Consider the following 24,487-nt stretch of genomic DNA (forward strand, 5'->3'; position numbering starts at 1 on the left):
TTATGATTTCTAAGTTTTCATTAAGGTTTTCGCTTGTTTTTATCTTAGGTATTACAGTAGGATTATCTTTTGCCCAAAACCCTAATAAACACGGCCAAACCTTTGTAGACGACAAAGGAGTGATTCGTTGGTCTGAAACCAATGCTGAGGTGCACGGATTCGGTGTAAATTATACCGTTCCCTTTGCCCATGCATACCGTACTGCTAAACGAATGGGAGTTGACATTAAAAAGGCGATGGAGTCGGATGTCTACCATTTTAAGCGATTAGGATTTAATCTGTACAGAATCCATGTTTGGGATACTGAAATCAGTGATGATAAAGGAAATCTTTTAGATAATGAGCATTTAGATGCATTCGATTATTTAATTTCTATTCTTAAAAAACATGATATAAATTATGTGCTAACCCCTATTGCATTTTGGGGTAATGGATGGCCTGAGCCGGATGAGGAAACTCCTGGTTTTTCCCATAAGTATGGAAAAAGTAATGCCTTGACTGATCCGGGGGCAATTAAGGCGCAGCAAAATTATTTGAAACAATTTATTAGCCATACAAATCCTTATACTAAATTGACTTATAAGGATGATCCTTCCGTTATTGCATTTGAAGTAAGCAACGAACCTCATCACAGAGGTACATCTAAGGAAATCAACGAATTTGTGAAAGGCATGGTTGACGCAATTAAATCTACAGGTAGTAGAAAGCCTATTTTTTACAATACGAGCCATGCCGTTCACGAGATGGAATCTTATTTTAAAGCGGGAATCGATGGTGGTACATTTCAATGGTATCCTTCTGGTTTAGGGTATCAAAAGGAATTAGAAGGAAACTTTTTACCTAATGTGGATTCATATGATATGCCATTTGACGGGATAATTGCAAAATATGGTGGAGCAAAAATTGTCTATGAATTTGATGCTGCTGATATAGGAAAATCCTATATATATCCTGCCATTGCAAGGAGTTTTAGAACCGCAGGTATACAAATCGCGACTCATTTTGCTTACGACCCTACATTTATGGCAAGTGTTAATACAGAGTATAACACCCATTATATGAATCTGGCTTATACCCCTAAAAAAGCTTTGGCCCTAAAAATTTCAGGCGAGGTTTTTATGAATATTCCAATAAATGAGTCCTTTGGTTCTTACCCGGATAATACCAAGTTTCAAGATTTTTATATTGATTATGCTCAAGATTTAGCCGTTTATAATCAAGGAGAGAAGTTTTTTTATTCCAATTCAACTTCTATTGTCCCCAAAAGCATAAATAATTTAAAGGAAATTGCTGGTTATGGCAATTCCTCCATTATACAATATGGAGGTGCTGGTGCCTATTTTCTGGATAAGTTGAAGGATGGTGTATGGCGTTTAGAGGTTATGCCTGATGCTGTCTGGGTACGTGATCCTTTCGGGAAAAACAGTCCAAACAAAACAGTTGGTGTTATTAAATGGCGTAATGCTGATATGAAAATCAATTTACCAGATTTGGGTAATGATTTTAAAATTAGGGGAATAAATAGTGGTAACACATATAATTCCGAGTCCAATTTGGGGAGCTTCCAAATTTCGCCTGGAACATATTTGTTGGAGTCATCCAAATCTAAATTCAGTTCGGACCAAACTTTTAATGGGTATGAAATCGGTTCTTTTTTCGCTCCAAAAGATAATGTTAAGGATTATTGGTTTAAACATCAACCACCAATGGATGTTGTGGAAGAAAGTGATTTAGAATTGGTTGCTCAGTTTGTTGGTCCTAGTGTAGCAGCAGAATTAACAATAGAGGGATATACTGACGTAGATCGTTTTTCTATTAAAATGAAGGAATTTGAACCGTATCAGTTCAAAGCTGTTGTTCCTAAAAGTATTATGAGGCACGGACTGGTAAATTATCGCATAATAGTGAAAATTGAAGAGGATAGTATGGTAACCTATCCAGGTGCAATTAATGGTTCGCCGAGAGATTGGGATTTTTACGGAGCGGAAAATTATTCCATCCGAATTCATCCTAAAACAGATCCTATTTATTTGTTTGATGCGACCAAAGATTCAAAGGATTTGGTCCGAACTTGGCGAAGAGGGTTGGCCTTAAAACCAGCCTCAGGATTAAAAGAGTCTGAATACCGAGTTTATATTGATGGCTTGTTCAAGCCAGATTCAGAGAATTTAAATGCCGATCCTATTTATGATTATTCTATAAAGCATTTTGTTATAGATGAACTAAAAAGTGGAATTGGAAGTCTTTCTGAAAAAGAAAAAATTGTTTTTAAAGGAAGATCGCTTCAAGAGAAGCCACAAATAATACAAATTGCTTTAGTGCAAAATGATGGAAGCGCTTTTGGTGGTGAATTGTTGCTAAGCCAAGAATTGGATGAGTATAAATTAAATTTAGAAGATTTGAAATTGGTTAAAACAGTGATTTTGCCTCGCCCATACCCTTCCTTTTTACCCTACTTTTTTAATCCTGATAAACCTAAAGAATTTGATATAAATGCCGTTGAAAGCATACAGATTTCTGTTGGGCCAGGACTAACCGAAAAAGAACAAAAAGAATCTCAAGGATTTGGAGTAGTATTTATAAAACTTGAATAATTATCACATCATGAAATATATACTTTTTTTATTGGCCCTGTTCCTCATAATAGGATGTAAGAACGAATCTCAAAAAATGGAGACTAGTTCTCCTATGGTAGAAACTGAAGATTGGGTTTCAATTTTGGATAGTGCCGATTTTTCTCATTGGGACATAAAATTTTCGGGCTATCCTCTTGGCCATAATTATAAGAATACCTTTAAAATGGAAGAAGGTGTCTTATCCGTTAATTATGACGAGTATGAGAATTTCAATGAAGAATTTGGCCACATTTATTATAAAACCCCGTTTTCATATTACAAAGTGAAGTTTCAATATCGGTTTGTAGGAGATCAGGTTACTAATGGTCCGGCTTGGGCACTCAGAAATAATGGTATCATGCTCCATTGTCAAGATCCTAGTACACTTGGATTAGATCAAGATTTTCCAGTTTCTATTGAATACCAATTTCTTGGTGGTAATGGAGTCGATGAACGCGCAACAGCTAATTTATGCACGCCTGGTACCATTGTTGATATTGATGGGGAATTGTTCGTTGATCACTGTATTAATAGTAGCTCCAAAACATTTGCTGGTGACCAATGGGTTAATGCGGAAGCATTGGTTTATGGCGATGAGAAAGTGATACATATAGTCGAAGGTGACACAGTTATGCAATACACCAATCTTCGAATAGGAAATGGAGGTACTAAGGAGGAATTATTAAATCATTGGAAAAATTTTGGGGTCAATAATCCTGAGTCTTGGGTTGATAGGGAAGGTGAATCTTTAGCCAAAGGATATATTGCTTTTCAGGCAGAAAGCCACCCCACTGAAATAAAAAATGTGGAAGTTCTCGATTTATGTGGTTGTACCGATAAAAAGGCGAAAAATTACAAATCCTATTACGTTAAATCAGACAATAGTAAATGTATTTATTAAAAAAGGCTTCTCGTAAGAGAAGCCTTTTAAGTTTATTTCACTTTAAATTGAAAAATCTCAGATGTTGATGAATTGCCTTCAGCATCGGTTGTAATTATTTTCCAATAATAATCATTGCCTGTATTAACGGTAACATCTTTGGTTGTAGAGGTTGTATTCCCCAAACTATTTGTGGGTTGATTCGACGTTCCAAAAAGTACCTCATATCCTTCGATATCATTGTCCACGTCACTACCAGACCATTGTAAGGTAACTGTGGTTGTTGTGTTTGGCAGTCCAACACCCATTTCAGGAGAAACCAAATCAGCTGGAAAAGGTGCATATGAAGTTTCAGGATCACCCGCGTTGTAAAATTTCCAAGTGGAACTTTGCGCTGTTTGAGTGCCTGAATTTCTGGAAACTATGTACCAAGAAAATGGAGTCCCTCTATCAATCTCTAAGGCCAAATTCGATTCATTGGCATTGTGTGTAGACGTTGATTGTGTCGCAAGGTTTTTTAGTACCAATTGATAGGATGTTGCATTTTGGGCATCAGACCAGTCAAACGAAATGGTACTTTTAGTGTCTGTTATGTTTGTTCCGTCCGTGCATTCAGAATTTTGCTCCGGAAATTGAAGAGTTGCTGCAGAAGGTGGATTGTCTTGATCCCCTTCTGAACCTCCGCCATCACCGCCACTACAATTAAACAATACGACCATTGAGCATGCGAGGAACAATGTATGTTTTAATAGCCTTTTCATTTCTTCACGATTTTTAACGTTTTACTAATTTCCTTACTGCTTAATTGAAGAAGATAAAGCCCCTTTGATATTCCGGAGACATCAATTTGGGTTTTTCCGTTGGTTAGTTCTAATTCTTCACTCAATACCAATTTACCAGTAACCGAAAATATTTTCAGATTCACTGGGCCAGATGTGATACCGGTATAAATATTCAAATTATTTTGGGCAGGATTTGGGAAAGCCAATACATCCTCACCTACAAATATCTGTTCTTCATAGATACCCTGGCAAATTTTGTCTCCTTCAACAGAGATGGTATTTAACCCATTACTTAGAGGAATTATGATTTCTGAATCCGTAGTCTGCATCTGGGTTCCGTTAATTACTATCGAATAACTCGAGCTACCGCTTAAATTTAAAACCACATTCTTATCATCTTCAAAATATGTTGATAACACAGCTAAATCCTCAGGCTCAGTTACTACTGCATCGAAACAAATTTCATAACCAGTCTCATTTTCCACAGTAATACAAACTTCATAAGCGCCTGCCTTTAAATTATTGAATGTGTGATTAGTTGAGAACGCAGCTGAATTGTTCAACCCATTTCCTGTAATAGTTGCTTCATAATTCAAATCCTCTTTGGCAGAAATATTAATGGTTCCATTATCACTATTTCTACAAGTTTCGCTACTGATAGACAATTCGAAATTATCTGCAGAAAGTGTGAAGGTTTCACAGCCATTAATATCCACAACTGTACCTGTTGGTGTGTTAGGGCAAAGATCGTCATCGTCTGCCACTCCATCGCCGTCTGCATCAGGGATATTGTTGTCTGGGAATAGAGAGGATTTCTCATTGCCATAAATTCTAAATTCCCCTGGAGCCAATGTAATGCTAGCATTGACATTAGAAACGGTTGTTTTTAGATTACCTTTTAAAAACTCGAACCAATCACCTGTCTCTTGGAATTTTGGATCGATAGCTTGCTCAGTAATACCAAAATTACCAATGATAGTAACATGCTTTATTTGATCTCCGGTAGCGCTATCTAATGTTAGATGGATAGATTTAAGTCCCGTACTAGATCCTGCTTCAATTGTAAAATTTGTAGTCTTGAAAATAGGTTCGTTAAGTTTCAACTTAATTAGGTCTGCCCAAGTGTCATATATAGCTTTACGCTCGGGGACATTATTATAACCTTCTTCCCATGCACTTGGTTTTTCACCTGTTCTGCAATCATTATTTATTGAACCATCAGGACAATAGTTTATACTAAAATCATAACCTAATTCCCCAAATTGCCATATCATTTTAGGACCGGGTACAGTGAATAAAAATGCCCCTGCAGTTTCCATGCGAGACAAAGCGGTATTTAGATCTTTGATGTTATAAGAAGAATTTGATAAGCCAAAATTTAAACTATTATACATAAGACGTTGTTCATCGTGACTTTCCATATATGAAATTGCCGATGGTTCATCAAATCCCTTAACCTTATAGGAAACATTAGAAAAGTTAGAATTGCTGTTACGACCTTCCATTGCTTGGGTATACTGGTAATTTAAGATGTTCCATAACAATATGCCCTTACCCTCACTAGCTCTGTAATTGGCCCATTCCTTTTCTTCAGTAATTCCTCCTAGATGTTCAAAAATTACAATAAAATCATCGTCAACCTCCCATTGGTAATCTGCATATAATTTTAATACATCTACGCGGTCTTGTTGATAAGAACCTGTGCAATTTTCATCACTAGGTGTACAATTTTGGGTAAAACCTTTCGTTAAATCCCATCTAAATCCGTCAACTTTAAATTCATCTATCCAATATTGAGAAGTGCGCTTAACATAATCTCTAGTGGCTTGTTTGCTGTGGTTAAAGTCATTAAATACGCTATATGAATGAGTAGCGGTAGGATTGAAGAAAGGATTATTACTAGACCACATACGGTAGAATGGATTTTGCCCATCGGCGTGGTTATAAACTACGTCAATTATAACCGCAATTCCTCTTTTATGGCATTCATCTATAAGTTGCTTAAATGAATTTGGTGAACCGTAGAATTTATCCAAAGCCATATGAAAATTGGGGTTATATCCCCAACTTAGATTACCAGCAAATTCATTTACAGGCATCAGTTCAATAGCATTTATTCCTAATCCTTCCAAATAATCTAATCTAGCCTTGACAGCATCGAAACTATGTAAATCATCAAAATCTCGAACCAGTAATTCATAGATGACCAAATCCGTTTTGGCAGGAGGTTGGAAATTTGTTACTTCCCAATTGTAAGGAGTATCTCCAAGTCGGAACCATGTAACAGGATGTTCGGTTTTTCCTGTTGGGTAGTCTGGTAGATTAGGAAAAGTAGTTTCATCTATATAGGGATCATCATTTTCATCTAAAATCAAAGTTGAATAAGGATCGGCAACTCTTATAGAACCGTCAACTAAATACTGGTATAAAATATTGGATTGGGGTGTTAAATTTGTCAATTCAATCCAAAACCTATCTGTTGAAGGATCCTTAAAAAGTAAATAGTTATCATCGTCCCTTTGCCAATCGTTGAAATTACCTATGATATGCACATAGCTCTTTTCTGGAGCATAAAGCACTAATGTTACTTTGGTGTTATCGTTTGGGTTAATGTTTAGTCCATCCTTAAGTCCGGCTGGAACAGCTGCTTCAGGAATTGAAACAGGCGGACCGTTATTTTCACCAACTTCAGCATCCATATCCTGACTTTTCTTTTCGCCAGTACCATCTTTGGCTTTTACCAGAAAGCCAATTTTTCCAATGCCTGTTCTATTATAAAAGGTTGTTGGGACGAACGATATAGAATAGGTGTCATTCCCAGAATTGTATGTTAATTTGTTGGCTTCATTAGAATTTGTCCAACTGCCATTGGTTGGACAGTCTATAGAATTTATGTCATTTTCATCATAGGACCAGGCCCATAAGTAAAGAGCATTGTTTGTTACAGACCAAGTGCTTTCATTAATTGTAGAGCCGTCAAATGTTAGAGTTATTGATTCATCTTCGTTAAAAGTTTCGGGACTTATTGAATATGAAACAGTTTGTTGTTGGGCATACCCAAAAATGGGGATTGCCAACAATAATAGTAGCAATTTTTTCATGAGAGGAAACAAAAAAGCCATAGTATTTACTATGGCTTTATATTAGAAAAATTAGTTTAACGTTAAAGAATAGGTGTATTCTCTAGGGTTACTTAAGTCTAATACAACTTTATAACTTCCTTCCGCGGGAACTACTATATCTGCACCTGATGGTTCTAGCAAACCATCTCCGCCGTCATCACCGTAATTCCAATCCCAATTATTATTGGCTCTAAACTTAATTTTATTTGCAGTTAAATAGATATCTACTGACCATGTTCCTGAAGCCGAATCATAAACCATATCTGTATCTGAGTCCCAACCTGTAGGTGTAGCATCACCAATTAATCCCCATTCACTATATTCTGTTTCAGAATAGGTAAGTGCTTCTGTGTCTACTTTAATCAAATAGTATCCGGCGGTTGCAGTACAATCTGATTCGCCTTCCTCAGCTAATTTTCCAGTAAAGGTTCCATCATCACCCCAATCAGTATTACCCCAGTCAAAATTTCCATTTGCATCAGGTCCAACAAATTTGTGGCCACCATCTAACCAAACATATCCTTCATAATCAGTTTCTCCGAATCCTGATGCTGCTAATCTAGGTGCCGAGGATGGGGCCCATCCTTGATGATTTCCAGGAACAGCTATTTTCGGAGCCTCCGTAGTGTAAGGAGTAACATTTAAAACAATCGTTTCAGAATATTGTGGCTCAAAAGAATCACTAACTGAAGCTTTTACTCTTGCCTCAACTTGATAGTTAGAAAAAGGTGTAGCTCCAAGAGCCAATACAAGATTATTCAAATCACTTACGGTGAATGAAATTTGGTTTCCTCCAATTGTAGAGCCTAAAACTTGAGGGTCTGCAAAATTATTTCCAACGTTATCAACTTCAACGGTATACGTGATGGCCACATCCCCATTAAAGTCTGCAGGTTCCCAAACAAATCGGTCAACAAGGGCAGTGGGTTTGTTGAAGTCTAATTCATAGGAGGCACCGGTTTCAGGGGCCACAACAACTGGGTTTCCACTCGCTTCAATAATAGGTCTGTCTTCTACATCATCCGTATTACACGATGTAATGATTAGTAGAGTTAATAATAAGGTGAATATTTTTTTCATTTTAAATCAATTTTTTAATTAATAACCAGGGTTCTGAGTTAAGTTGGGATTTGCAGCCAATGAATTAGATGGTATAGGAAATATATTTCTATAAGATTCGGTTGGAGCTCCATTAGGTACTCTACCTTTCCATGGCCATAAATAAGCACTTCCCGTGAATTTTTTAAATCTAATTAAGTCGGTTCTGCGGTGTGCTTCCCAATGAAGTTCACGTGCCCTTTCATCAAGAATAAAATCTTCAGTAAGGTCGTTAGTTGAAATATTGTGGGCTGAGTCACCGAAGGCTCTTTCCCTTAGGGCATTTACGTATCCTAAAGCGGCAGATTCTGAACCGCCTTCTTCTCTTGCTACGATTTCTGCATACATAAGATAGGCATCAGCCAATCTAAACATTGGGAAATCTGTATCAGCAAAAGCCCCAGTTCCATTAGAACCCCATTCTCCTTGAGAATCGATGTTTTTCCATTTTGCAATGGCATATCCATCCGTAAATGAACCTATGTCCTCAATTTCTAGATTTTGACCTTGAGTGAAGAATTGTTCTCTTTGGTCGTCACCCATTTGGAATTTGTTCACTAAGGCTGAAGTAGTTCTCAAACCAGCCCAACCTCCATCAATACCAAAATCATCAGGATTCATTTCTCCTCCAACAGGAGCATGTGTTAAAAATGTCGTGCCTCCATATGTCTGAGTAAACAAACCATCATAAGCCACAGCAAATATAAACTCATTCTGTGCTCCATTTGAGTCGTTATCAGCTAAGAAAAGTTCTTCATAACTGTCATGTAAACTATAAGGACCATTCAATATATTTTGAATGTATGGAAGAGCTTCAGCAAATCTCTTTTCTCCAATATAGGCTTCTGCATTCATATACAATTTTGCCAATAACATATTTGCAGCTCCTTGGTCCGCCCGAGGATAATCATTTTGTCCCATTGCTGGAAGAGCATTAACAAGATCTAATAACTCTTCTTTAACATATGTAAACAATTCTTCTGAAGAGGCTTGTTCTGGGAGGAAAAAATCCGTGGGTGAATCTTCCTTCACTAGTCCGACAGATCCGTATAGATCTAAAAAGTGCCAGTAGCTTAGAGCTCTCAAAAATCTTGCTTCAGCTCGATAGGTTGCAATTTCCTCCCTAACACTTCCACTAATTCCTCTTGAGTCTAGCTTTTCATCAGTTGTTTGTCTCAAAAACTCATTGCAGTTTTTTACCTGAAAATCTAAACGGTTGAAAGTGGCATTTATAAAAGCATCCCCGGCAGTCCAAGTATGGTAATGAAAATCCTTTATGGTTTTATCATTCCAAGAAATAACGGCCTCATCCGTAGTTAATTCTTGCATTACCCAATAACCTCTTATATATTGGCTTTCACCTTCATCTATACCTGTGATATCAGGGTTACCTGCTGGCCCCGATTGACCAGTTGTGGCTAAGCCTGCATACAATTTGGCAACTAGTTGAATATAAGAATCTGGGTTGCTATAAACTTCCTCTGCTGATAATAAAGTTTCACTATTAGGATCTGATTGGTCTAAATCATCTGTACATCCTGCAATAAACAAAAATGTTATTAACAGGATAAAATTTGTGTAAATATTTATTTTTCTTTTCATAGCTCCTAGAAATTAAAATTTAAGCCTAATAAATAGGTTCTCGGTCTTGGGTATAGATTATTATCTATACCATATGTTTCTGGATCAATACCTTCATAATCGGAAATTATTAACAGGTTTTGGCCAGTTGCTGTAATTGTCAATGAACTATTCTCGTTAAATAATTCTTTAAATGTATACCCGATAGTAGCATTATCTAATTTGAGATATGCTGCATCCTGAATATAATAATCAGATTGGTATTGTGCGGTCCTGAAATTTGAATTTAATAGGTCACCAACAGCATTATTTAAATAGGTGTCAAAGGTTAATATTTGATTTCCAAATCCATTTCCAGAGTCAACATTATTATAGTTGTAGTTACCCCAAGAGCCTCTCCAAGACATATTGAAAAACCAATTTTTATAGGATAAGTCGGTGTTAAAGCCATAATAAATATCTGAAGCAGGTTTTCTAAATCTGTATTTATCGTCAGCATTAACTATACCGTCTTGATTTCTATCAACATAGACTCCTTCTATTGGATTGCCGCTTGCGTCATAAGCCTGTTCCCAAACAAAGAAGGAATATGGGGCATAGCCAACCTGATGGTTCTGTATGGTATTTCCGGTACCCCCTCCAATTCCACCAACATCAATCCCTTGATACCCTGGGTCGGTTATTAGGGTTAATTTGGTAATTTTTGATTCTTGGAAGGTGATGTTTCCTCCAATTCTCCAATTCCAATCTTCGGTTCTAACAGGAAAAATATCACCAGCAATTTCAATACCCTTGTTTTCCAATGTTCCTATGTTGTAGTCATCCGCATTTGAGAAGCCAACACCTTGTGGGTTATTTGTAAAAACTAAAAGGTCTGTTGTTGTTCTTTCATATGCATCTACAGTTCCGGTAATTAACCCATCGAAAAATCCGAAATCTAAACCGATGTTGAATGTTTCTGTTTCTTCCCAAAGTAAATTAGAATTGTAGGGTTGAGGTCTAATAGTGTTTACAAAACTATTGCCTAATTGATAAGCTGCATTATTAGTCCCTGTTTGGTATAAAGGCAAGGAAGGATAGAGATCCCCAACTGCCTGTTGTCCAGTTATACCCCAGCTTAACCTAAGTTTTAGGTCGCTTACTACATCAGTACCTTTCAGGAATTCTTCTTCGCTAATTTTCCAACCAAGAGCGGCAGCTGGGAAGTTACCCCATCTGTTATCCTTTATAAATCTAGATGTTCCATCTCGTCTTATGGAAAGAGTTAAGAGATACTTGTCATTATGAGTAAGATTAAGTCTACCGAAGAACGATTGTAAATTTAAACGGGTTTCATTAGTAACTTCAATGGTCTGACCAGTTTGATCAGTCGTTAAAAATCTTGTTGGGTATCTGAAATCTTGATAGTTATAACCCGCAGTAAAGTCGATTTGAGTTTTAATTGATTCGAAGTAATTGTTATAATTTATATAGGCGTCTAATACCTTGTTCTCCTTATTTTCAATATTATTATATTGAGTAGCCTCTTGATTTCCTTCGCTGTCTAAATTATTGAAAGCTGCATCGGTACCTCCGTAGGATCTCCCCGTTAACATATCATATCCCAAGTTAAGAACACCTTTTAGTTCTGGAAGAACATGAAGTTTGTATTCCAACTGAACGTTTCCGATACTTCTAAATGCTCTACCCTTGTTTGTGGTTTGTTCAATTAGAGCCAAAGGATTAGCGCCCGCTAAAGTATTCAGTCTTCCGTTAGCGTTTGTCCATCTGAAATATCCGCCATAAGTCTGATCATCCATATAAACTGGTTGGGTAGGATCAAAGGTAATAGCAGCTCCGATTGCTCCCCTATTACTATAATTACTTTCAATTACAGATGTGTTATTATTTGCATCTATTTTAAGATGGTCATCAAAGAACCTGAATGTAAGAGCAGTAGAAAGCGTTGTTCTTTGAAAGTTATCTTTTTTCAAAATACCATCATAATCAGCATAACCCATAGAAACTCTATAATTAAGGAAGTCAAATCCTCCGGAAGCGGATAAGTTATGTTCAGTTCCTAAAGCCTCTTGGTAAACCAGGTCTTGCCAGTTTGTATTTGAATCTCCAATTAAATTGATTTGGTTGGCATTACCATTGGCATTAACATAATCAATGAAATCTGGTACTGATAAAGCGTCAACCTTTTCATCTATTTTAGAATATGAAAATTTGGAATTATAGTTCCATTTCAATTCTCCCACTTTACCTCTCTTTGTAGTAATAATTACAACACCGTTAGACGCCCTTACACCATAAATTGCAGTAGCGGAAGCATCTTTAAGAATATTTATAGATTCAATATCATTCGGATTTATCGTAGCCAGAGGGTTTCTACCTCCGGTAATTCCACCTGAGTCCGCAGGAACGCCGTCAATTACATAGAGAGGGTCGTTATTAGCATTTAAAGATGAACCACTCCTAATTCTAATTTGTGCTCCTTCACCTGGTGATCCACCACCATTAATAACCTGTATTCCAGCAACTTTACCTTGAATTAATTGATCAGCAGCAACATTTGCACCTTGATTGAAGTCTTCTGGCTTTATTGCTGTTACAGAACCTGTAGCGTCTTTTTTCGTGACAGTACCATAACCAATAACCACAACTTCATCTAACTGAGCCGCATCTTCGTCGAGCGACACGTTGATTGTTTGTTGCCCGGTAAAGGGAATTTCTTGGGTTATGTACCCAATATAGCTAAAAACCAAAACCTCTCCATCTCGGACAGTAATTTGGTAATTGCCATCAAAGTCTGTAGCTGTTCCCGTGGATGTGCCTTTTACTAATACATTTACTCCTGGAAGTGGTAGTCCTGTAGACGTTTCTGTTACAACACCACTAACAGTTGTTTGAGCAAATATCATAGCCGGCAGCACCATTAGGAGCAGACTAGATAAAAATGTTTTCATACATTATTTTTAAGTTAAAACCTTAGTTAGTTATTCTTATAAATTCACTTCTAATGTTAAAACTATGTAAAAAAGGTGAGCTAGAATGTTACAGCGATTACACGAACGCTACGAAAACGTTTTAGTGTTGAAAACTTTTTGAATTTAACAATTCTCGATACTTTCTTGAGATGAAATTTGAGATAATTTCAAAAAGGGCGTATTTAATTAACGATTTGATAAACATAAGAGGATTTTGTTCATTTTCCAAATTGTTTTTAAAAAATGTGTTTGTTGTCGTATCTTACCACTTTATTATGCCCATAAATCCCTAATGAAACAGAAAATTACATTAAAACAAATTGCTAAAGAATTAGATGTCTCAATATCCACAGTTTCTAAGGCTTTAAGGAATAGTTTGGAGATTGGTGAGGATACTCGAGAAAAGGTTCAGGCATTTGCGAAATTATATAATTACCGACCTAATAATATTGCCCTAAGTCTTAAAAACAGCAAAACCAAAACTATAGGTGTTATCATACCAGAAATAGTTCATTATTTCTTCAGTAATGTTATAAGTGGCATTGAGAAAATTGCAAATCAAAAAGGCTATAATGTTATTGTTGGGCTCTCTAATGAATCTTTTGATAAAGAGGTATTGAATATGCAAATGTTGGCAAATGGCAGTATTGATGGGTTTATTCTGTCTGTTGCTAAGGATACAATGATGAAAGAAGATTACCATCATTTTATTGAAACAATTAATCAGGGTATGCCTATTGTAATGTTCGATAGGGTGATCCCACAGATTCCATGCGATAAAGTAATTATTGATGATAAGCGAAGTGCGCGTACCGCTGTTTTGAAGTTAATAGACAACGGTTGTAAAAACATTGCAATTGTTACAACCAAAGATTATATAAATGTAGGAAAACTTCGCACGGATGGATATATTGAGGCCCTTAACTTAAGAGGTATAGAGGTAAAGGACGAAAACATTCTGAAATTAAGTGATTATGTAAATGATGAAGCCCAATTGAACCATCTAGAGGATCAGGTTGAAGAATTCCTAAAGGATAGGGAAGATATTGATGGAATTCTTGGCGTTAATGAAATATATGCACTTACCGTCATAAAAATAGCTAAGAAATTAGGTAGAAGGGTTCCAGATGACATTCAAGTGATTTCCTATACGGATGGTGTTTTGTCTAGGCATGCCACACCATCTTTAACTACCGTTAAACAGCATGGGCAAACAATGGGGGAGAAGGCGGCAGAATTACTAATTAACAAGCTTGAAAAAGATGATGAAGATGAAAGTTATGAGACCATGATTATTGAGACTGAATTAATTGAGCGCGACTCAACAAAATAATTCATGGTTACCAAATAAAAAACTTTATTATCTTTACGGCTGTTCAAAACTTATAAATTCACTTCTAACATAAGTTTTGATAAGTTTTCGCTTATCAAAGTAGTATTAATAAATTCGTACTATAATGAAAAAGCGCGCCTTAGGATTTTGGGAAATCTGGAACATGAGTTTCGGGTTTTTAGGAATCCAGTTCGGTTTTGCCCTCCAAAATGCAAATACTTCCAGGATATTCGAGACCTTAGGGGCCGAAGTTGATGAAATACCAATTTTATGGATTGCTGCGCCTGTTACAGGTTTGGTGATACAGCCAATAATTGGATATTTTAGTGATCGTACCTGGACTCGTCTCGGTCGACGAAGACCTTATTTTCTAATCGGTGCATTGCTGTCTTCAATTGCCCTTTGCATAATGCCAAATTCCCCTACACTTTGGGTGGCTGCTGGCATGCTATGGATTATGGATGCCTCAATTAATATTTCAATGGAACCATTCAGGGCATTTGTTGGTGATAATCTTCCTGATGAACAACGTACCCAAGGATTTGCCATGCAAAGTTTTTTCATTGGTATAGGTGCTGTGGTCGGGTCAATGATGCCTTATGTATTTACAAATTGGCTCGGGCTAAGTAATACGGCACCGGAAGGTGTAATTCCAGAATCCGTTAAGTGGTCCTTTTATGTTGGGGCCTTCGTTTTTCTTACCGCGGTATTGTGGACGGTTTTTAAATCTAAGGAGTATAGCCCTGAAGAATTAGAAAGTTTTCATAAGAATGATGAAGAATTTAATCCAGTAATTACTCAGGAAGAAAATTTAATACGTATAAAGAAACTAAATAGGGCAGGAATGGTGTTTTCAATTTTTGGAGCCATTATTACTGCTATTTTAATTTTTGCAGACTTAGAAAAAGAACTATACATAATGGGGGTTGGACTTCTAATTGTTGGCCTTTTATTTATTACCAGCTCTGCTGTGAGGAAAGCAAAAGGAAGAACGGGTTTTGTTATTATCATGACCGACTTGCTCTATATGCCAAAAACGATGAAGCAGTTGGCTTGGGTTCAATTTTTTTCTTGGTTTGCCTTGTTCTCGATGTGGATCTATACAACCCAAGCAGTTACAAGTCATATTTATGGAAGTACAGATACTACTTCACAATTATACAATGACGGTGCTGATTGGGTAACAATCCTATTTGCTGTTTATAACGGAGTTGCGGCATTGGTTGCATTTTTGTTGCCTGTTCTTGCTAAGGCAACTAGTAGAAAATTGACCCATTTAATAGCGCTATCCTTAGGTGGAGTTGGGCTTATTTCAGTTTATTTCATTTCCAACCCAGACTTATTAATTCTTCCGATGATCGGAGTTGGAGTCGCCTGGGCCAGTATCCTTTCTGTGCCCTATGCAATGTTGGCGGGTGCATTACCAGCCAAAAAAATGGGTTATTATATGGGCGTCTTTAACTTTTTTATTGTAATACCACAAATAATGGCGGCCACGATTCTTGGATTTTTAGTAACTCAATTATTCGATGGCGAACCAATTTATGCTTTGATTTTAGGTGGATTAGCCATGATATTATCTGGATTGTTGACTCTTAGGGTTAATGATGGAGCCACAATTAATATTGTAGAAGAGAAGATTTTATGAAGAAAAAGGGATTTATTTTTGATTTGGACGGGGTTATTGTCGATACCGCCAAATATCATTTTTTGGCATGGAAAAAATTAGCAAATTCTATTGGTATAGATTTTTCCGAAGAACAAAACGAACAGCTCAAAGGAGTCAGTCGAAAGGCGTCATTAGAGAAAATATTGGCATGGGGTAATGTTACATTAACGGAAGAGGAATTTGCCGAATTAATGTCTAAAAAGAATGAGGATTATCTCGGTTACATTAATGAAATGAACGAGGAAGAAATCTTACCAGATGTTCCGAAAATTCTCAATTTTATTTTAGGCAAGAATCAGGGTGTTGCACTTGGTTCTGCAAGTAAAAATGCCAAATCGATTTTAGAGAAGGTGAATTTGCTCAACAAATTCGAGGCTATTGTGGATGGTAATGAGGTTTCTAAAGCTAAACCAGACCCTGAGGTATTTGAAATCGCAGCCCGCGAGATAGGGATGGAACCTCATAATTGTATTGTTTTTGAAGATTCCTTGGCTGGCATTCAAGCTGCGAACGCCATAGATATGTGTTCTATAGGAATTGGTGATGCAACCGTTCTTAAAGATGCTGATTTTGTCTTCAAGGATTTTACTGAGATCAGTACAGATTTTATAAATCAATTAATTAACGACTAAAAGTTTTAAATATTTCTTGTTTAAACACACTATTACATAATGAATCAAGATTATATCATTCCGAATGCATGGTCTATCCTTGAAGAAGGATTTGAAGAAGACCGGGTAAAGTCATCGGAAAGTATTTATAGCATAGGTAACGGGGCAATGGGTCAACGTGCCAATTTTGAAGAGGATTATTCTGGAGAGACCTTCCAAGGAAGTTATATAGGAGGGGTTTATTACCCCGATAAAACTAGAGTTGGCTGGTGGAAAAATGGTTATCCGGAGTATTTTGCGAAGGTATTGAACGCACCGAGTTGGATTGGTATTCGAGTTCATGTTAATGGAGAATCTCTAGATTTGGCAACCTGTAAAAGTGTAACCAATTTTAGAAGAGAATTGAATATGAAGGAGGGATGGTTAAAGCGATCTTTCGTTGCTATTCTTCCAAATGATGCTGAGGTTAAAGTGCAATCCACTAGGTTTTTAAGTCTTGATCATGATGAGGTTGGGGCCATTAAGTATGAAGTTACCCCACTCAATCAAGATACGCTTGTAGCCTTTACGCCTTACTTGGATGCAGGAATCACAAATGAGGATTCTAACTGGGATGACCAATTTTGGCAGACCGTTTCTGTTGAACATGAAGCTAATAGGGCTTTCATCCGATCTCATACAATGAAGACGGAGTTTCATGTGTGCACATTTATGCTGTCTCAACTATTCTTGAATAACATTGAGGTCAAAACCGATTTGAAAATTAATTCAACTGAAAAGTATATTGAATTCACACAAGAAACCCACGTCAATAAAGGTGGCACTGCTAGTTTGATTAAATATGGGGGATACACGGTAGATCGAGACCATGATAAAGACCAATTGGTTTTAGCTGCAAATAAGGTCTTAGATACAGTTTCTGAGATTGATTTTGAAGGTTTGCTCGAAAAGCAAAAGGAAGCTTGGCAAAAGATTTGGGACATGGCCGATATTACGATAGAAGGTGATGTTAAGGCCCAACAAGGAATTCGCTTCAATATTTTCCAACTTAATCAAACCTATCTAGGTACAGATGCGCAGTTAAATATAGGCCCAAAAGGATTTACCGGTGAGAAATATGGAGGAAGTACCTATTGGGATACCGAGGCTTACTGTATACCCTTTTACATGGCTACAAAAGATCAAGAAGTTGCTAGAAAATTATTGACCTATCGTTATAATCACCTTGAAAAAGCCATTGAAAATGCAGAAAAATTAGGGTTTAAGGATGGAGCTGCTTTGTATCCAATGGTTACTATGAATGGCGAGGAATGCCATAATGAATGGGAAATTACTTTTGAAGAAATCCATAGAAATGGGGCAATTGCTTTTGCTATTTATAATTATTTCCGATTTACTGGAGACTACAGTTATATACCTGAAAAAGGTTTAGAGGTTTTAATTGGTATTGCCAGATTTTGGCAGCAACGTGCTACCTATTCCAAGGAAAAAAACAAGTATGTAATTCTTGGTGTAACTGGTCCTAATGAGTACGAGAATAATGTGAACAATAATTTTTATACAAATTATATCGCGAAATGGTGTATTTCATTTGCATTGGAAAATATTGAAAAGGTTAAAAATGGCTATTCCGACGATTATAATCGTATCGTTGGAAAAACCAATATCTCTTCCGAAGAATTATCTAAATGTAAAGACGTCGCCAACAATATGTATTTACCATTTTCAGAAGAGTTAAATATTTACCTTCAACAAGATGGATTCCTGGATAAAGAATTGGTTACCGTGAAGGATTTAGACAAAAATCAGCGCCCAATTAACCAAAAATGGTCATGGGACCGCATACTACGATCGCCATACATAAAGCAGGCTGACACCTTACAAGGCTTTTATTTCTTCGAGGATCATTTTACCACTGAGGAACTAGAAAGACATTTCGATTTCTATGAACCTTTTACGGTTCATGAAAGCAGTTTGTCCCCTTGTGTACATAGCATTCAGGCTGCAAAGTTGAATCGAATGGACCAAGCCTATACATTCTATTTAAGAACTTCTCGCTTAGATTTAGATGATTATAATAAAGAGGTGGAAGAAGGATTGCATATTACTTCTATGGCAGGTACTTGGATGAGTATAGTGGAAGGCTTTGGCGGAATGCGCGTGAAAAATGATAAGTTATCTTTTGAGCCAAAGATTCCAGAGCAATGGGAGGCCTATTCTTTTAAGATTAATTTTAGACAACAAATATTAAAAATAAAGGTTACACATAAAGAAACTACCTTTGAATTAGATGGGAATAAATCTCTGAACCTTTTATTGAACGGTGAGGAAATTACAATAAGCCCGTCCTCCTAAATTTTGAACCCCATGAAGTATTTTAACCTTATTATATTTTGTATGAGCCTAATTAGTTTCGGACAAATTGAACGTGTTGAACCTCCTAATTGGTGGGTTGGTTTTAGCGATCATTCCTTGCAATTACTAATTAAAGGTGAAAATATTCAAAATGCCGAAGTTGAAATATCTAACAAGCATATAGAGCTTGTTAAGGTAAATAAGGCAGATAGTCCAAACTATTTATTCCTAGATTTAATAATAAAGGAGGATGCCATTGCTGGTAATTTTGATATTGAGTTTGAATTACCAAACGGGAAGAATATTACCCACTCTTATACCTTAAAATCAAGGGATCGTTTAGCTGAAGGATATATCGGTTTTAATAGTTCTGACGTAATTTATCTTATTACACCTGATCGCTTTGCAAATGGTGATATAGCCAATGATATAGTTTCTGGTTTGCGAGAAACTTCCATCAATAGAAAAAATGATTATGGAAGGCATGGTGGTGACATTCAGGGTATGATTGATCATATCGATTATATCCATGACATGGGCTTTACCTCTGTATGGCCAACCCCATTATTGATGAACGATATGACCAGATCTTCTTACCATGGCTACGCAATAACTGATTTCTACCAAGTAGATCCACGTTTTGGTACCCTAGATGATTACAAACAATTGGCCCAAAAATTACAGGGAAAGGGCATGAAGTTGATAATGGATCAGGTTGCTAATCATTGTGGAAGTTTACATTGGTGGATGTCTGATTTACCTTTTAAAGATTGGGTCAATTACCAAAGTGAATATTTAAACAAGGAGGGGTTGAAAGTTTCTAATCATAGAAGAACGGTTAACCAAGATCCATATGCTTCCGGTTTTGATAAGGAGTTAATGAGTAAGGGGTGGTTTGTAAATGAAATGCCCGACCTTAATCAACGTAATCCCTTTTTAGCAAAATATATTATCCAAAATAGCTTATGGTGGATAGAAACACTCCACCTCGAAGGTATACGGCAAGATACTTATCCTTATTCATATAAAGAATTCATGGCTGAATGGGCGGGTGCCATTATGCGGGAATATCCCAATTTTAATATTGTGGGTGAAGAGTGGAGTACCAATCCTTTACTTGTAGGTTATTGGCAACAAGGAGCAAATAACAAGGACGGGTATAAATCTAACTTAAAATCCACTATGGATTTTCCGATGCAACATACTATTGTTCGGGCCTTAAATGAGGAAGAAGGCTGGAACTCTGGATTGGTTAATATTTATGAAGGGTTGGCTAATGATTTTTATTACCCTGATCCACAATCCATTTTAATTTTTCCCGATAACCATGATATGGATCGCATTTTTACCCAACTCCATGAAGACGTTACAAATACTAAAATGGCAGTGGGGTTAATGTTGTGTATGCCGCGAATTCCACAGGTTTATTATGGTACCGAAATTTTGATGCAAAATACGGCTAAGCCCGGCGATCATGGATTAATACGCACTGATTTTCCTGGAGGCTGGGAAGGGGATTCCAAGAATGCCTTCACAGGAAAGGGTTTAAGTGCTCCTCAAAAAGAAATGCAAACCTTCATGAAGAACCTATTGAATTATCGTTTAAACAGTGAGGCTATACATGAAGGGAAAACGGTTCATTTCGCACCTATAAATGGAGTATACATTATGACCAGGGCTACGGACAAAGAAACAGTGATTGTGATAATCAATAAAAATGAAAATCCATCAACCTTAGATTTGTCACCTTATTCTGAATTGAATTTAGATGGACAAACTCTTCAAAATGTCGTCACCAATGAAACTGTAAAGTGGCGAAACCAATTGTCTTTGCCTAATAAAGGAATCTATATTTTTAGTTCTGCAAAATAATTTCAGATTTTGTTTTATGACTAAATCCGCCTGTTTACTTTCTTTAATCTTGCTGAGTGTCATTTTCAGCTGTAAAAAGGAGGTAGTTTCCAACCAAAATTCAGAATCTATGAGTACAATTCAGTCTGATAGTAAATTGCACAAAATTGTTGTTTACCAAGTTTTTACGAGGCTTTTTGGTAATACCAATCCAACCAATAAGCCTTGGGGAACGATAGAGGAAAATGGGGTAGGTAAATTTGATGATTTTACCGTAAAAGCTTTAAGTGAAATTAAAGATTTGGGAGTAACACATATATGGTATACTGGAGTTCCCCATCATGCGGTGATAAGAGATTATACAGCTTATGGAATTTCTAACGATGATCCAGATGTTGTTAAAGGCAGGGCAGGATCTCCTTATGCGGTAAAAGATTATTATAATGTAAATCCAGATTTGGCCGTTGATCCGGCAAAACGATTAGAAGAATTTCAGGAGTTATTAGACCGTACACATAAAGTTGGCATGAAGGTAATCATTGATATTGTGCCTAACCATGTTGCCCGTCGTTACGTTTCCTTAAGTAAACCAAATGGGATCCAAGATTTAGGTTCCGATGATGATACAACCGTAACTTACAATGTAAATAATAATTTCTACTATAATCCAGGAGAGTACTTTAATGTGCCAAATAGCCAAAATGGATATCAACCGTTGGGCGGAGAACCCACTACATTATCCGATGGAAAATTTGAAGAATTTCCAGCTAAATGGACAGGAAATGGCAGTCGGAACTCACAACCAGATTTTAATGATTGGTACGAGACCGTAAAAATAAACTATGGTGTTCGGCCAGATGGGGCAAGAGATTTTGATTCGCTCCCAGAAGGCTACGACAGTAAAACACATAAGGAACATTTCGAATTTTGGAAGGACAAAAAAGTTCCTGATTCCTGGAAGAAGTTTAAGGATATTGCCATTTATTGGACAATGAAAGGTGTTGATGGCTTCCGATTTGATATGGCAGAAATGGTACCTGTTGAATTTTGGAGCTATATGAATTCACATATTAAAATGGCCAATCCGGATGCCTTTCTTTTGGCGGAAGTTTATAATCCAGATTTATACAGGGATTATATCCGAAAAGGTAAAATGGACTATTTGTATGATAAAGTTCAGCTGTACGATACAATTAAACACATTATGCAAGGGCATGGAAAAACCGATTATTTACCGGGAATTCAAGAATGGTTGGCGGATATTGAGCATAATATGCTTCATTTTTTAGAAAATCATGATGAGCAACGGATTGCGAGTCCAGAGTTTGCTGGAAATCCTTTAAAAGGAAAACCTGCAATGGTTGTATCTGCAACCATTAGCACCTCTCCAACCATGATTTATTTTGGTCAGGAATTTGGAGAGCCAGCGCAGGAGAATGGAGGTTTTGGAAGTCCATCCCGTACGTCCATTTTCGATTACGTCAGTGTCCCGACGGTTAGAAGGTGGGTGAATAATAAAAATTTTGATGGCGGACAATCAACCCCTGTAGAATTAGAATTAAGGGATTTTTATAAGCGTCTTTTAAATTTCACTATTACAAGTGAAGCCTTAATGAAGAATTATGAGCAGATTCATAGTTTCAATAGAGAACATACTACCTATTACGACGAGAAAGTATTTTCCTTTGTTCGATGGTCAAATAACGAAAAGCTTCTAATTGTCTCAAATTTCAGTGCCCAAGATTTCAGAGGATTTAACCTTCAAATTCCACAACCTATTATTCAAGAGTGGCAATTGGAAGACGGAAACTATGAGCTGGAAGATCAATTATACCATGAGTTTAAACCCACTTTGAAAGTTGAAAATGGAACTGGTTTTGTCGATATAAAACTTGATCCGCTTCAATCCTTCATATTAAAAATGAAATAATTACCACATGATACGACTTATCGCCTTTTTTACTTTCTTGGTTCTATTTGGTTGTAAAGATCCCAAGGAAGAACCTATCGTTATTGAAGAGCCTAAAAAAGAGACTGCCCCTTTTGTTTGGGAAGGGGCAAACCTATATTTTTTATTGACTGATCGTTTTAATAATGGTGACTTATCTAATGATGTAAATTTTGGAAGGAATGCAGAAGCAGGACCTCTTCGTGGATTTATGGGTGGGGATATCAAAGGAATTACAGAAAAACTTAACGAGGGTTACTTTACAGATTTGGGAGTAAATGCAATTTGGATTACCCCAGTGGTTGAGCAGATTCATGGTGATACAGATGAAGGTACAGGAGTTAGTTATGGATATCATGGTTATTGGGCAAAGGACTGGACTTCTTTAGATCCAAATTTTGGGACTGAACAGGACTTAAAAACATTCGTAGAGACTGCACATTCTAAAGGAATACGAGTGTTATTAGATGCTGTAATCAATCATACAGGTCCGGTTACTGAGGAAGATTTGGCGTGGCCGGACGAATGGGTTCGACTTTCACCAGTATGCAACTTTCAAAATTTTGATGGTACAACGGCCTGTACATTAGTAGCTAATCTACCAGATATTAGAACGGATAGTAATCAAGAAGTGGAATTACCTCCTCAATTGGTTGAAAAATGGAAGGCTGAAGGTCGCTACGAAAAAGAAATTGAAGAATTGGAGGCATTTTTCGATCGTACAAAGTATCAGCGTGCTCCCAGATTCTACATAATGAAATGGTTGGCGGATTATATTTTAGATTACGGCATTGATGGTTATCGCGTTGATACTGTGAAGCACACCGAAGATTTTGTCTGGCAAGAATTTAGAATTGTTTGCGATGAATCTTTTGAAATGTGGAAAGAGAACAATCCAGATAAAGTAATAGATGAAACTCCTTTTTATATGGTTGGTGAGGTATATAACTATGGAATTTCTTCTGGAAAACAGTTTGATTATGGCGACAAGAAAGTGGATTTTTATAACAATGCATTCGATGCCTTAATTAATTTCGATTTAAGGTGGATGGCAGACCAAAAGTCGACTGAAGAAGTATTCTCAGTCTTTTCACAGATTTTAAATTCCGATTTGAAAGATTATGGGGTTCTCAGTTATATGACATCGCATGACGATGGGTCGCCATTCGATATTGATAGAACCAAACCTTTTGAAACCGGAACAAAATTATTACTGGCCCCCGGAGCTGCGCAGATTTATTACGGAGACGAAACGGCTCGCCCATTGAAATATGAAGGTGCTGTAGGAGATGCAAACTTGCGCACGTTTATGAATTGGGAAGATGTGGAAAACGACACTTTAACAAAACAAGTTCTTAAACATTTCCAAAAGCTAGGTCAATTTCGAAATAATCACCCTTCAGTAGGAGGCGGTATTCATAAAATGATATCAGAATCACCATATGTATTTTCACGGGTTTATAAATATGAGGGAGGAGAGGATAAAGTCGTAGTTGCCATGGATGTTGAATCCGAAGGATTAATTATGGTTTCTGATATATTCGAAAATGGCAGCGTTATTCGTGATTCATATAGTGGTAATGAATTCACTGTGGATGACGGTAAAATCCAAATTGACAACCCTTCAAAATTAGTTCTACTAGAGCAAAAGAATTAAAAGACTATGGTTT

General features: G+C 36.8%; 14 protein-coding genes. 9 read left to right on the forward strand and 5 right to left on the reverse strand.

All coding sequences use genetic code 11. The features are described 5' to 3' along the window. The first annotated feature begins 2 nt into the window (after window positions 1-2). Complete coding sequence (locus ISU00_RS09480; protein WP_228850418.1) at window positions 3-2,594, forward strand: cellulase family glycosylhydrolase; 2,592 nt, start codon at window positions 3-5, stop codon at window positions 2,592-2,594. Window positions 2,595-2,604: 10 nt separating this feature from the next. Beyond that, complete coding sequence (locus ISU00_RS09485; protein WP_228850419.1) at window positions 2,605-3,516, forward strand: 3-keto-disaccharide hydrolase; 912 nt, start codon at window positions 2,605-2,607, stop codon at window positions 3,514-3,516. Between the two features lie 32 nt (window positions 3,517-3,548). Here the strand turns inward: ISU00_RS09485 and ISU00_RS09490 are convergent, their stop codons facing one another. The 5 genes from ISU00_RS09490 to ISU00_RS09510 are packed head-to-tail and all read right to left on the reverse strand — an operon-like array spanning window position 3,549 to window position 13,029. Further along, window positions 3,549-4,256 (reverse strand): hypothetical protein, encoded by a 708-nt coding sequence (locus ISU00_RS09490; RefSeq protein ID WP_228850420.1) that lies wholly within the window; start codon window positions 4,254-4,256, stop codon window positions 3,549-3,551. After that, complete coding sequence (locus ISU00_RS09495; protein ID WP_228850421.1) at window positions 4,253-7,378, reverse strand: alpha-amylase family glycosyl hydrolase; 3,126 nt, start codon at window positions 7,376-7,378, stop codon at window positions 4,253-4,255. Before ISU00_RS09495 ends, ISU00_RS09490 begins: the two co-directional genes overlap by 4 nt. A 51-nt stretch (window positions 7,379-7,429) precedes the next feature. Continuing rightward, the gene (locus ISU00_RS09500) at window positions 7,430-8,479 is read right to left on the reverse strand and encodes a SusE domain-containing protein (RefSeq protein WP_228850422.1); all 1,050 of its coding nucleotides are present in this window, start codon (window positions 8,477-8,479) and stop codon (window positions 7,430-7,432) included. An 18-nt stretch (window positions 8,480-8,497) separates the two neighbouring features. Continuing rightward, window positions 8,498-10,099 carry a RagB/SusD family nutrient uptake outer membrane protein gene (locus ISU00_RS09505; RefSeq protein ID WP_228850423.1) on the reverse strand — a complete coding sequence of 534 codons (1,602 nt, stop codon included), beginning with the start codon at window positions 10,097-10,099 and terminating at the stop codon, window positions 8,498-8,500. A gap of 5 nt (window positions 10,100-10,104) precedes the next feature. Beyond that, window positions 10,105-13,029: a SusC/RagA family TonB-linked outer membrane protein gene (locus ISU00_RS09510; protein ID WP_228850424.1), complete on the reverse strand. Its 2,925-nt coding sequence runs from the start codon at window positions 13,027-13,029 to the stop codon at window positions 10,105-10,107. 313 nt (window positions 13,030-13,342) lie between these two features. Between ISU00_RS09510 and ISU00_RS09515 the strand changes: the two genes are divergently transcribed. The 7 genes from ISU00_RS09515 (at window position 13,343) to ISU00_RS09545 (ending at window position 24,474) form a co-directional block, all read left to right on the forward strand. Beyond that, a complete protein-coding gene (locus ISU00_RS09515) occupies window positions 13,343-14,383 on the forward strand; it encodes a LacI family DNA-binding transcriptional regulator (RefSeq protein ID WP_228850425.1) in 1,041 nt (346 codons plus the stop codon). Window positions 14,384-14,507: 124 nt separating this feature from the next. Next, window positions 14,508-16,031 (forward strand): MFS transporter, encoded by a 1,524-nt coding sequence (locus tag ISU00_RS09520; protein WP_228850426.1) that lies wholly within the window; start codon window positions 14,508-14,510, stop codon window positions 16,029-16,031. Continuing rightward, the gene (gene pgmB / locus ISU00_RS09525; RefSeq protein WP_228850427.1) at window positions 16,028-16,684 is read left to right on the forward strand and encodes a beta-phosphoglucomutase; all 657 of its coding nucleotides are present in this window, start codon (window positions 16,028-16,030) and stop codon (window positions 16,682-16,684) included. Before ISU00_RS09520 ends, pgmB begins: the two co-directional genes overlap by 4 nt. A 39-nt stretch (window positions 16,685-16,723) precedes the next feature. Continuing rightward, window positions 16,724-19,018 carry a glycoside hydrolase family 65 protein gene (locus ISU00_RS09530; protein ID WP_228850428.1) on the forward strand — a complete coding sequence of 765 codons (2,295 nt, stop codon included), beginning with the start codon at window positions 16,724-16,726 and terminating at the stop codon, window positions 19,016-19,018. 12 nt (window positions 19,019-19,030) lie between these two features. Beyond that, on the forward strand, window positions 19,031-20,890 hold the full coding sequence (locus ISU00_RS09535) for a glycoside hydrolase family 13 protein (protein WP_228850429.1): 1,860 nt from the start codon (window positions 19,031-19,033) through the stop codon (window positions 20,888-20,890). Between the two features lie 16 nt (window positions 20,891-20,906). After that, window positions 20,907-22,799 (forward strand): alpha-amylase family glycosyl hydrolase, encoded by a 1,893-nt coding sequence (locus tag ISU00_RS09540; protein WP_394368509.1) that lies wholly within the window; start codon window positions 20,907-20,909, stop codon window positions 22,797-22,799. A gap of 7 nt (window positions 22,800-22,806) precedes the next feature. Further along, entirely contained in the window at window positions 22,807-24,474 is a 1,668-nt protein-coding gene (locus tag ISU00_RS09545) for an alpha-amylase family glycosyl hydrolase (protein WP_228850431.1), read from the forward strand. Window positions 24,475-24,487 lie beyond the last annotated feature (13 nt).

This window comes from Aegicerativicinus sediminis (assembly GCF_015476115.1).
Classification (GTDB): Bacteria; Bacteroidota; Bacteroidia; order Flavobacteriales; family Flavobacteriaceae; genus Aegicerativicinus; species Aegicerativicinus sediminis.